Raw genomic sequence first — 13,454 nt, 5'->3', positions numbered from 1 at the left:
GTGGAGGAGCCGGGGTTTGCGGCTGCGGTGGCGCAGTTGGAGCCGGTGTTCGTCGAGCAGGTCGGCTTCTCCCTGCACGAAATCCTCCGCAACGGCGAACACGTGGTCGGTATCGAACGCATCCAGCCGGTGCTGGTCGGTGTCCAGTTGGCGTTGACGGCGTTGTGGCGGTCTTACGGGGTGGAACCCGATGCGGTGATGGGGCATTCGATGGGTGAGGTGACCGCGGCGGTGGTGTGCGGAGCCCTGTCGGTCGCCGATGGACTCAAGGTCATCGCCACCCGCTCCCGGCTCATGTCCCGACTCGCCGGCCAAGGCGCGATGGCGTTACTGGAACTGGAGGCCGACGCCGTGGCGCAGTTGATCGCCGAATACCCGGATGTGACGCTGGCGGTGCACGCCTCGCCGCATCAGACCGTGGTCGCCGGGCCGCCCGAGCAGGTGGACGCCGTGATCGCCGCGGTGGACCAGCAGGGGCGACTGGCGCGGCGCATCGAGGTCGACGTCGCGTCTCACCATCCGACCGTTGATCCGATCCTGCCCGAACTGCGCACCGCCCTGGCCGATCTCACCCCGGCAACCCCGACCATCCCGTTCATCTCCACCGTCGGCGGGCCCGCCCACCGCCCGGCGTTCGACGCCGACTACTGGGTCGACAACCTACGCACACCCGTGCAGTTCAGCCAGGCGGTGACCAGCGCCGCCACCGAGCACACCACGTTCGTCGAGATCAGCCCCCACCCGCTGCTCACGTACGCGATCGACGACACGCTGGCCTCGTTGTCCACGGAGGAGTTCGTGGTCACGTCGGCGCTGAAGCGGGTGGAGGACGAAACCCTGTTCTTCCGAGCTCAACTCGCCGCGCTGGGAATCATCCCGGCGGAGGGCGGGCGGTTCGTGGACATGCCGTCGGCGCCATGGCAGCACTCGCGTTACTGGATCCAGGAACGGCCGGCCGATCACCGGATGGCGGCCGAGCACCCGTTGCTCGGGGCGCACATCGAGATGCTGTCCGGCCGTGACCACATGTGGCAGACCGAGATCGGACCGGACATGATGCCGTGGCTGTCGGCCCACAAGCTCTACGGGCAGACCGTACTGTCGGCGGAGAGCGTCACCGAGCTGGCCCTGGCTGCCGGCTGCGAGGCTCTCGGCCGGGCAGCCGAAGCCGTACGGGTGACCGGGCTGGAAGTGGAACAGCCGCTTGTTCTGGAGGGCCGCCTGCAGATCACCACGCAGCTCTCCTGCGGGGACGACGGCCGCAGCCGGGTGGAGATCCACGCCCGTTCGGCAGGCGGCGACTGGCGCCGGCATGCGGTGGCACACGTCGATGTCGGGAGCTCCGTCGAGCAACCGGCGACGGAATCCGCTGACTCCGCTGCATTCTCGCAGAAGGCCATTGCCTTGTCCGGCATCATCGACCATGCGCGTTATCGCATTCATCCCGCGATGCTGGACGCGGCGTTGCAGTGTCTCGTCGACGCCGCCTCGGAGTCGGACCCCGGGGCGGTGACCTCGCCCTGGCTGCCGTTGGCGGTGGCAGAGACCCGGGTGTACGGCGAGGTCGGTCTGCGGGCGCACTGCCGCGCCGAGCTCTCAGAACGCCAGGACGGTGACGGCGTTCGCCGGGGCCGGATCCAACTCACCGACGACGCTGGAACCGTGACCGCGGAACTACGCGGCGTCGAGTTGCGCCGGGTGGACCCGGCGTCGGTGTCGCTGCCGTTGGGCCAGAAGCTCTTCGACACCGCCTGGGAGGAATGTCCTCCGGCGGTCGAAACCGGCGGGGATCTGTCGGCCGACGCAACCGGGAGCTGGCTGGTACTGGTAGACGACACGACGGATTACACGCGGGACTTCGTGGCACGGTTCAGCTCACCGACCAGGCGGGTGCTCACCGAGAAACTGGCGGATGAGTCGGCGGTACTGGCGGCCATCGCGAAAGCCGGGGCTGATCCGGAACTTCCGGCCACCGGCATCATCATCCTCGTCGGCGAGCGGTCGTTCGACGGCACCGACCCTGACGGGGCGCTCGGCCGCGCGCAGGACCTGGTCTGGTCCGTCTCGGCGGCGGCGCGGGCGGCCTTCGAGCACTTCCGTGACACGCCGCCACGGCTGTGGCTGATCACCCGGAACGGTCTCGCGGCGGGCAGTGGGGAGGCCGGCGATCCCGCCGCCGGCGCGTTGAAGGGCCTGATCCGCAACTGGCGCTTCCCCGGGGAGGCGGCTCGTTTCCTGGCGGGCGAACCGGATCTGAGCGCCACCCTCGTCGACCTCGACGGCGCGGAGGACCCGGTTGCGGCCTTCGCCGATGAACTGACGTTCCCGGCCGGCGACGATGTGATCGCCCGGCGCGCAGGGCGCCGCTACGTCGAACGGCTCACGCGCGCGCCAGGGGAGCCGCCCGAAGCGGGTGCACGTGTTCGGGCGGACGGCTCCTACCTGGTCACCGGCGGCCTCGGCGGCCTGGGGATGGTCGTCGCGCGCTGGCTCGTTGCCCGCGGTGCGGGGCGGCTCGTCCTCAACGGCCGGTCCGAGCCCACGGAGGCTCAGCGCACCGTCCTGGCCGAGCTCGCCGACCGGGCCCAGATCATCTTCGTGGCAGGGGATATCGCGACGGCCGGCGTGGCGGAGCGGTTGATCGCCGCCGCGGAGGAGACCGGCCTGCCGCTGCGGGGCGTGGTGCATGCGGCGGGCGTCACCGGCGACGGGATCGTCGCCGCGGTCACGAAGGAGGACCTGGAGCGGGTGTGGGCGCCCAAGGTGGCCGGTGCCTTGCGGTTGCACGCGGCGACGGCAGGCCGGGCGCTCGACTGGTGGGTCGGGTTCTCGTCCATGGCGTCGCTGCTGGGCTTGCCCGGTCAGTTGGCGTACACCACCGCCAATGCCTGGCTCGACGCACTGGCGACGTGGCGGCGTGCGCAGGGGTCGCCTGCCACCGCGATCGGCTGGGGCCAGTGGTCGGATGTCGGGATGAGCCGCGCGCTCACCTACAGCGTGCTCGACCCGATCACACCCGTTGAAGGCACCGAGGCGCTGGACTCACTGGTGGGGGGCCACCTCACCCGTGTCGGGGTGGGCCGGATGCGCCTGGACCGCGCCATCGCCGCCAATCCGGAGTTCCGCGATCTCGGCTACTTCGAAAGGGTGGTCGCCGAATTCGACGCCACCGTGGCCGAGCGCTCGGCGGCCGACGATCCGGACCGGTCGGTGGCAACGCTGCAGGACTGGTCGGAGATTGCCCCCGATGCCATGGCCGGCGAGCTGACCACGCGGATCCGGACCATCCTGGCGCGCGAGCTCCGCATGCCGGCATCCGCGGTCGACGTGGACCGGCCGTTCCCGGAGCTGGGACTCGACTCGATGATGGCGATGGCAGTGCTGAAAGAGACGCAGAAGGCGGCGGGGATCGACCTGTCGGCGTCGATGTTGTGGAACCATCCGACGGTTTCGCTGCTGGCGGCCTACCTGGCGGAAGAGCTTGCCCCACAACGGACAGAGCAGGTGAGCCCCCCTGACGAGGATCTGATGCTCGACTCGGCAGACAGCGTGTTGGACGAGCTGTTCGACAGCGTGGAATCGGCTTCGGCACATAGCGAGAGCGGTAGCTTCTGATGAAAACGATCTTCAACAGGGTGTCGGCCATGACCGCCGACCAACGCACCGCGCTCAACGAACAGTTCGTCAAGGCCTCCCGCATCGCGACGGCCGAGCCCATCGCAGTGGTGGGAATCGGCTGCCGGTTCCCCGGTGGTGTGGTGGGCCCGGAGTCGTACTGGCGGTTGCTGGCCGACGGTGTGGACGCCGTGAGCGAGATTCCGCCCGATCGCTGGAACGCCGACGAGTTCTACGACGCCGACACCTTGGCGCCGGGCCGGATGGCATCGAAGTGGGGCGGCTTCCTGCCCGACGTGGACGGTTTTGATGCCGAGTACTTCGGGATCTCGCCGCGCGAGGCCGAAGCGATGGATCCTCAGCAGCGCGTGATGCTGGAAGTGGCGTGGGAGGCCCTGGAGCACGCCGGGATCGCGACCGAAGAACTGTCCGGGCTTCGGGCCGCGGTCATGATGGGTGTGTATTACACCGAGTACCAAGGTATCTCGGCGGCCAATCCGGACAGCATCGATGCCTATTCGGCCACCGGCAACGCGCATTCCGTCGGGGTTGGACGCATCGCCTACCTGCTGGGATTGCGCGGCCCGGCGGTGGCGGTGGATTCGGCGTGTTCCTCGTCGCTGGTCACCGTTCACCTGGCGTGCCAGAGCCTGCGCCTGCGTGAGAGTGACCTGGCGCTGGCGGGTGGGGTCAGCCTCATCCTGCGCCCGGAAACGCAGATCGCGATGTCGAAGTGGGGAATGCTCTCGCCCCGCGGTCGGTGCCACAGCTTCGACGCGGGCGCGGACGGGTTCGTGCGGGGTGAGGGCGCGGGAGTGGTGGTGCTCAAGCGGCTCACCGACGCGGTGCGCGACGGGGACCGGGTGTTGGCGGTGGTCCGGGGATCGGCGGTCAACCAGGATGGCCGCTCCAACGGCCTGACGGCTCCGAACTCGATCGCCCAGCGCGACGTGATCACCAGGACGCTGCGCAGTGCCGATGTGACACCCGCGTCCGTCAACTACATCGAGGCGCACGGAACCGGTACCGCACTGGGCGATCCGATCGAGTTCGAAGCACTGGCCGACACTTACGGGCGAGGGGAGGCCCGATGTGCGCTGGGTGCGGTGAAAACCAACATCGGTCACCTGGAGGCCGCCGCCGGAATCGCCGGGTTCATCAAAGCCGCGTTGGCAGTGCAGCGCGCCCACATACCGCCCAATCTGAACTTCTCGCAGTGGAATCCGGCCATCGACCCGTCGCAGACCCGGTTGTTCGTTCCCACGGACCTGACCGCCTGGCCCGCAACCGAAGGGCCCCGGCGGGCCGCTGTGTCGTCGTTCGGTCTCGGTGGAACCAACGCGCACGTGGTCATCGAGCAGGGCCCGGATCCAGCTCCGGCGGCCCCGGAAAACCCGGCGCGCCCGTCGATCACCACACTGGTGGTCTCGGGTAAGACCGACGAGCGGGTCGCGGCGTCGGCGGCGGCTCTGGCCGACTGGCTGGAGGACGCCGGTGCGTCGCTGCCGCTGGGCGAGGTCGCCCACACCCTGAACCACCACCGCCCCCGGCAGTTCCGGATCGCCACCGTCTGCGCCGCCGACCACCTGCAAGCGGCGGCCGGGTTGCGGGCACTGGCGGCCGGTCGGCCCGCGCCCGGAGTCGTGGCCACTCATCAGAGCGTGACGGGGCCGGGGACGGTCTTCCTGTATTCCGGCCAGGGTTCGCAGTGGGCGGGTATGGGCAGGGAACTTCTGGCATCCGAGCCGGCTTTCGCGACGGCGGTGGACGAGCTGGAACCGGTGTTCGTCGACAAGGTCGGGTTCTCGCTGCGGCAGGTGCTGACCTCCGGACAGCCGGTGCACGGTATCGAACGCATCCAGCCGGTGCTGGTGGGCATGCAGTTGGCGTTGACGGCGCTGTGGCGGTCCTACGGCGTGGAACCGGATGCGGTGATCGGACATTCGATGGGGGAGGTGGCTGCGGCGGTGGTGGCCGGTGCGCTGACTCCTGCGGACGGGCTCACGGTGATCGCCACGCGGTCGCGGTTGATGTCCCGGCTGGCCGGTCAGGGCGCCATGGCGCTGCTGGAGTTGGACGCCGACGCCACCGAAACGTTGATCGCCGACTACCCCGATGTCGGGGTCGCGGTGTACGCCGCACCCGAGCAGACCGTCATCGCGGGCCCACCGGATCAGGTCGACGCGGTGGTGGCGTTGGTGGACGCGCGGGGCCGGTTGGCGCGGCGGGTCGAGGTGGACGTCGCCTCGCACCATCCCACCGTCGACCCCATCCTGCCGGAGTTGCGCGCCGCGCTGTCCGGGTTGATGCCGTCGCCGCCGAAGATCCCGCTGTTCAGCACCGTTGCGACGCTCAACGGATCGGCACCGGCCTTCGACGCCGACTACTGGGTCAACAATCTCCGCAGCCCCGTTCGGTTCACCCAGGCGGTGACCGCCGCCGCCGACACTCACGCCACGTTCATCGAGGTCAGTCCACATCCGCTGCTACGGCATGCCATCGACGGGAATCTGGCCGCGGTCAGCTCGAGTGGCCAGGTATGGGTGGGCGCAACATTGAACAGGGATCATCCGGAAGCCCTGACGTTCCACACCAACCTGGCCGGGGTGCGACAGCTTGACGAAAGCAGCTGCAGCGCAACACGACTGGCGGACCTGCCGCCGACGCCGTGGCTGCACGCCAAGTACTGGGCAACCCCCACCGCCGCGAATCGGCAGTCGGCGACTGCACATCCGCTGCTGGGAACTCATGTGGAGATGCCGTCCGGTCGTGACCACGTCTGGCGTGGTGATGTCGGTACGCAGCTCATCCCGTGGCTGGCCGACCACAAGGTGCACGGCCAGGCCTGTCTGCCCGCCACCGGTTTCACCGAGATGGCGCTGGCGGCCGGCTGTGAAGCGCTCGACCTGCCCGCGACCGCCCTCACGGTGCGCCGCGTCGAGGTCGAACAGATGCTGCGCCTCGACGACAGCACGGAAGTCACGACTCAGCTCACGACATCCGATGACGGCGAGATCCGGGTGGAGATCCACTCCCGCACCGCCGACCGCAACTGGCATCGGCATGCCGTGGCCCGAATCGAGATCGGTGCGCCCGAGAAGCCCACCGAATCAACACCTCCCGACGGCGAAGGCACTGCCGTCTCGCCGGCCGATCTCTACGCCGCGCTGCGTCGCACCGGTCTGCACCACGGGCACGCGTTCGCGGGGCTGACCCGGGTGGTCCGCAAGCCGTCGGGAACATCGGAGGTCGAGATCGTCCTGCCCGACGAGGCGACACCGCACCGCAGCTACCGGCTCCATCCGGTGATGCTCGATGTGGCGCTGCAGGGCCTGGCCGCTGCGCTGCCCGCCGAGTCGTTGGCGGAATCGAGTGAGGCCACCTATCTGCCGGTCGCGATCGAAAGTGTCCGTGTGTTCGGTGACATCGGTAGACGGGCGCGGTGCCGTGCCGTCGTGACCGAACTCGACGGTGACGGCGCCGGCAAGCTCGGCCGTGTGCTGCTGATGGACGACGCGGGCAACCCGACGGCCGAACTGACCGGGATCTATCTGCAGCGGGTGCAGCGCCGCACCGTGCCACTGCCGTTGGCGCAGAAGGTGTTCGACACCACCTGGGTGCCGGTCACCCCCGCCGCGGAGTCCGAGCCCGCCGAAGGCAGCTGGCTGCTGCTCGCCGAGGGCGCCGAGTCCGCGACAAGGGCGGAGGCCTTCGCCGGCCGACTGCGCTCACCGGCGCGACGGGTGATCAGCGCCGACCTGTCCGACGAGTCCGCGGTGAAAGAGGCCTTCGCGCAGGCAGCGGGGGAGCCGCAACTCCCTCCGGTCGGCGTGATCGTCTTCACCGATCAGCACCCGTTCGACGGTGCCGACTCCGAGGCGGCCGTCACCCGCGGGCGCGACCTCGCCTGGAACGTCGCCGCGACCGTGCGGGCGATCGTCGGCGGCTGGCACGGCAAGTCGCCGCGACTGTGGCTGGCATCCCGGAACGGCCTGACCCCCGGCGCCGGTGAGCTGGGCGATCCCACGATCGTGGCGCTCAAGGGGCTGGTCCGGGTACTGGCCTATGAACACCCCGACCTGCGCACCACCGTGGTCGATCTGGATTCGGCGGACGACACGTCGTTGGCCACCGAGCTCGGAATCGCCGGGGGTGACGATGTGGTGGCCTGGCGGCAGGGACGCCGGTTCGCTGAACGCCTCGAGCGGGCCGATCTCGTGGCAGCCACTCCCGTTGTCCGCACTGACGGCGCCTACATCATCACGGGTGGCCTGGGCGGTATCGGCCTGGTGGTCGCGCGCCGGCTCGTCGAACACGGCGCGGGGCGGGTGGTCCTGAGTGGGCGATCCGCGCCGTCGGACGAGCAGCAGGCAGTCCTCGACGAACTGGGAGAGCGTTCGCAGCTCACGGTCGTCACCGGGGACATCGCGGTGCCCGGGGTGGCCGAGAAGCTGGTTGCGGCGGCTGAGGAATCGGGGCTGGCGTTGCGCGGGGTGGTGCACAGTGCGGCCGTGATCGACGATCAGATCGTCGTCGGCCTCGGCCGGGAGAACCTGGAGCGCGTATGGGCGCCCAAGGCCACCGGTGCGCTGCGGTTGCACGCCGCCACCGCCGATCGTGAGCTCGACTGGTGGGTCGGCTTCTCCTCGACGTCCTCATTGCTCGGGGCGCCCGGCCAGGTGGCCTACGCCTGTGCCAGCGCCTGGCTCGACGGCCTGGTGGCGTGGCGACGGGCCCGCGGCCTGCCCGCCACCACGATCAACTGGGGCCAGTGGTCCGAGATCGGTGTCGCCCGCGCACTGACGTTCAGTGCCCTCGACCCGATCTCTCCCGCCGAGGGGATCGAGGCGCTCGATGCGGTACTGGCCGCCGGCGTCACCCAGATCGGGGTGGCCCGGCTGCGACTGGATCGAGTGGCGGCCGCGTTCCCGGAACTGCGCGATCTGGGCTATTTCGCCCTCCTCGCCGAGGAACTGGAGGACGACACCGACGACGACTGGGCGGGCCCGGACGCGTTGCGGGAACTCGATGCCGGCGACGCCGAGCGTGTGGTGTCGACGCGGCTGGGTGCACGGGTGATGGCCGTGATGGGGTATCCCAAGGGCAGCCCGATGGACACCGGCCAGCCGTTGACCGAGCTGGGGATGGATTCTTTGATGGCGGTGCGGATCCGCAACACGGTGCGGGCCGACTTCGGGGTCGAGCCGCCGGTCGCGCTGCTGTTACAGGGTGCCTCGCTGACGGACCTGACGGCTGATCTCATCCGTCAGCTCGGCTTGAACACCCAGGCCAGGCCAGACAGCGCGGAGGGCCTCCGCGCCCGAGCTCAGAAGCGTGCCGCCGCGCGGCAGCGAGCCGCGACGCGGCGGAAGGTGGGGGACCGAGCGTGACCAACAGCAGCGGAGCAACCGCATCACGGGCAGAAGCATTGCCGGACAACGCGATCGCGGTGATCGGCATGGCGGGGCGGTTCCCCGGAGCCGACACGGTGTCGGCATTCTGGGACAACCTCCGCCGCGGTGAGGAATCGATCACCACCTTGTCGGAGGCCGAACTCGTGGCCTCCGGGGTCAGCGCGAAATCGCTGGCGAATCCGGCATATGTGCGACGGGCCGCGCTGGTCGACGGTATCGACGAATTCGACGCCGAGGCATTCGGTTTCACCCCGCAGGCCGCGCGGATGATGGATCCGCAGCACCGTCTGTTCCTGCAGTGTGCCTGGCATGCCCTGGAAGACTCCGGTTACGAACCCGGGACTCTCGACGGTTCGGTCGGTGTGTACGCCACGAGCACCACCAGCGGCTACCTGCTGCACAACCTCATATCGCATCATGACCCGAACGCCATCATCGGCGAGGGGGTCACCTTCGATATGGTCAATCTGTCGTTGCAGAACGACAAGGACTACCTGGCGACCCGGGTGGCTCACCAGTTCAACCTGCGCGGTCCTGCGATGTCGGTGCAGACAGCGTGTTCGTCGGCGTTGGTCGCCGTTCATCTGGCCTGCCAGAGCATCCTCAACGGTGAGTCCGAGATGGCTCTGGCCGGTGGTGCATCCCTGCGCATTCCGCACCGTGTCGGCTACTTCCACGCCGCGGGCTCGATGGTGTCGGCGACCGGGCACTGCCGCCCGTTCGACGTCCGTGCCGATGGCACCATCTTCGCCAGTGGCGCCGGCGTGGTTGTGCTGAAGTCGCTGGAGGCGGCGATCGAGGACGGCGACCGGATCCACGCGGTGATCCGTGGTTCGGCGCTGAACAACGACGGCTCGGCGAAAATGACCTACGCTGCGCCCAGCGCCGCCAGTCAAGCGGACGTCATCGCCGAGGCGCACGCCATCGCCGATATCGACGCCTCGAGCGTGAGCTACGTCGAAACGCACGGAACCGCCACACCGCTGGGTGACCCGATCGAGATCGAAGGCCTGCGCCAGGCGTTCGACCTCGCCGAGAACGAACGACCCGGACCGTGTTATCTGGGTTCGGTCAAGTCCAACATCGGGCACCTCGAGTCGGCCGCGGGAATCGCGAGTCTGATCAAGGTCATCCTCTGCCTCAAACACCGGGCGATCCCGGCCACCCTGCACTACACCAGCCCCAATCCCGAATTGCACCTGGAGCAAGGACCGTTCGTCGTCCGCAACGAGTACGGACCGTGGGTCTGGGACGGCATCCGGCGCGCCGGGGTGAGTTCGTTCGGCGTGGGCGGCACCAACGCTCACGTTGTCTTGGAAGAGGCTCCATCGGCGCCGGTGGCGGCAGCGCCGTCGGGGCCACAGGTGCTGCTGCTGTCAGCGCGTTCCCCCGAAAGCCTGCAACAGTCACGTGCGTCGATGGCCGCCGCGCTGTCGAGCCCGGATGCACCCGCGCTGCCGGATGTGGCTTACACGCTGCAACGCCGGCGGACCGAAAGCGTCCGGCTGGCGGCGGTTGCCACCGACCTGGACGGTGCCGCGACGGTGCTGGCCGCAGCCGAGCACGACAACGTGGTGCTCGGCGCATCGGTGTCAGACGGCGACGACGCGGACCGGGTGGTGCTGCTGTTCCCGGGCCAGGGTGCTCAGCACGTCGGAATGGCCCGTGGTCTCTACGAATCCGAGCCGGTGTTCGCCGCGCACTTCGATGAGTGTGCCGCGGGTTTCAACGCTGAACTGGGTATCGATCTGCGCGCCGAGATCTTCGACGGCACCGCACGGAACCTGGAACGCACCGACCGCACCCAGCCCGCGCTGTTCACCGTCGAATACGCTCTGGCTCAGCTGTTCTTGAGTTACGGCGTGCGACCGGCGGCCATGGCAGGGCACAGCATCGGTGAGTATGCGGCCGCCGCCATCGCAGGGGTTTTCGACCTCGCGACGGCAACCAAGGCGGTGTCGATGCGGGCCCGGCTGATGCACTCCGCACCGCGCGGGGTCATGGTGGCGGTGGCGCTCAGTGCCGACGCCGTCGCCGAATACCTCGCAGAGGATGTTGACCTCGCCACCGTGAACGACCCGGGCGGTTGCGTCGTTGCCGGCGCCGAGGAGAGCATCCGTGCGTTTCAGGCGCGGCTCGCCGACGCGGGAATCACCGCCCGGCGGGTGCGCACCTCCCACGCCTTCCACTCGCGGTTGATGGAACCGGTGCTTCCCGAATTCACCGGCTTCATGTCCCGCCTGACACTGCGCGAACCGCAGGTACCACTGCTGTCCAATCTCACCGGAACGTGGTTGGCGCCGGGGGAGGCGACCAACCCCGCGACGTGGGCACGTCAGATCCGCCAAACCGTCCGGTTCTCCGACGAACTCGGTGCGCTGCTGACGCACCCGGGCCGGGTGTTCGTGGAGGTGGGTCCCGGCGGAACCCTGACGGCGTCGGCGATGCGTCACCCGAAATGGGCGGACGGGCACCGTGCCATCAGGCTCATGCGCCACCACGCCCAGAACCGGGACGACCGGGACGCGTTCCTGCTGGCGATGGGGCAGCTCTGGACCGCGGGCATCGATGTCGACTGGACACCGCTGCGCGGTGAGTATCAACCGCAGCTCACCACACTTCCGGGCTATCCTTTTGCGCGGCAGCGTCATTGGGTCGATCCCGTGCCGGCCACCGAACGGGCGAGGACTCACGCCCCGGTCAACGGCGCGGAGCTCCCGGCCTCCGGCGCAGCCGCCCCCACCACCAACGGCGCCGTCAACGGCAGCTCGCCGATCGAAACCACGCTGGGCCGCGTCTTCTCCCAGTGCCTCGGCGTGGCCTCTGTCGACCGCACCGCGAATTTCTTCGAGATCGGCGGGGACTCCCTGGTCGCCATCAGTGTGGCGATGGCGGCCACTCACGAAGGTCTGGATCTCACCCCGCAGGACATCTACGAGAACCCGACCGTCTCCTCGTTGTCCAAGACCCTGACCGCCCGGTACGCGGCGGGCGGGCTGGCGCGCCGATCCTGGAACGACGCGGCTGACCCGCCGCTTCCGCCGAACGTCGACGCGTTCCTCGAACGCGGGGTGCAGGAGCGGGGGCAATGGCGCATGCCGGTGATCCTGCGGTTGCGCCCGGACGTGCGTGCAGAGGACGTGACGGCGGTGCTGACAGCTGTCACCAATCACCATGATGCGCTGCGACTCCGGATCACCCGGCAGGCGGGAACCTGGGAGCAACACATCGATGCGCCGCGGGAGGCCGTCGAACCGGCCACCAGGGCGCTACCCGGTGGCCTCCTGCCCGGAAGTCCGGAGGAACGCCAGGCGGTACTCGACATCTGCCGCGGACAGATCGCCGAGCAGGAGATGGCGAACCCTCCGCTGGCGGCCACCTACGTCACCGGTGAGGCGGATGGCCCGAGTTACCTGGCCCTCAGCGTGCACGGCATCGCAGGCGACGACACCTCGCGAGACGTTCTGCTCACCGACATCTTCACCGCGTTCGGACAACGCCTGGCCGGCAACGACATCGAACTGCAACCCGTTGCCACGCAATGGGGTGAATGGTCTGCGCGGTGCGCTGCGCTGGCCACCCATCCCGCGGTGGTGGACAGCCGCGACTTCTGGTTGGAGACCGCAACCGCGCCCGATGTGAGCGTGGCCGGCAGCGAGGCCTCCGAACCGCCCGCGGCCGGCGATCTCACCCGCCTGTCGACCTCGTTGAGCGTCGGCGACACCAGCGAGATCGATGACACCCGGCGTCGACTCGGGTTGACGATCGACGATATCCTGCTGGCCGCGCTCAGCCGGGCGATCGCGGCCACCGTCGGCGAAGGCACTGTTGCGGTGGACCTTTCGGGGGCGGGACGAGCGGTACTGCGCCCCGATGTCGATCTTCGCCGAACGGTCGGCTGGCTCAGCACGGTCTACCCAGTCGCTCTCAGGTGCGCGAAACCCGACGACACCACAGCCCGGCAGCAGCTCGACGGTGTGCACGAGGCGCTGAACGCGGTGCCCCACTACGGAATCGGCTACGGTCTGCTGCGCCACCTCTATGCACCGACGGCACGGATCCTCGGTGCGGCGCGCCCCGCTGAGGTCTTCTACTCGAATGTGGGCACGATTCCGGATCTGTCGCTGCTGGCCTCCGACGATGCTCCGGTCCTGTTCGACAGCGATATGGAGTCGCAGGTGCGCGAGGCCGTCCCCGGCCTCGGTCATGCCGTGGAGCTTCGGGTGTACCGCTCGGGTGGCAGGCTGCACGTGGACTGGTGGTATGACACCCGCCGGGTCGACTCGGCGACGGCGACCTCGCTGGCCGACGAATTCGCGGCCGCGGTGACCACCCTGATCCAGGAGGCGAACGCCGAAGACGAACTGAATTCCGCCCGTGAGGATCTGGCCCTCGTCGAGCTGTCGTAAGCCAAGGCAAAAGGAG

General features: G+C 69.0%; 3 protein-coding genes. All 3 read left to right on the top strand.

The features are described 5' to 3' along the window. On the top strand, positions 1-3,615 hold a 3,615-nt coding region (locus tag AC3A6P_RS29635), incomplete at its 5' end, for an SDR family NAD(P)-dependent oxidoreductase (RefSeq protein ID WP_487695942.1). Next, on the top strand, positions 3,615-9,005 hold the full coding sequence (locus tag AC3A6P_RS29630) for a type I polyketide synthase (protein ID WP_487695941.1): 5,391 nt from the start codon (positions 3,615-3,617) through the stop codon (positions 9,003-9,005). The genes AC3A6P_RS29635 and AC3A6P_RS29630, both read left to right, overlap by 1 nt. Beyond that, entirely contained in the window at positions 9,002-13,438 is a 4,437-nt protein-coding gene (locus AC3A6P_RS29625) for a type I polyketide synthase (RefSeq protein WP_487695940.1), read from the top strand. The genes AC3A6P_RS29630 and AC3A6P_RS29625 overlap by 4 nt, the downstream gene beginning before the upstream one ends. Positions 13,439-13,454: the final 16 nt, after the last annotated feature.

This window comes from Mycobacterium sp. Soil_C_30, from assembly GCF_057656995.1.
The sequence above is the reverse complement of the archived record's forward strand: the minus strand, read 5'-3'. Positions and strand labels throughout refer to the sequence as shown.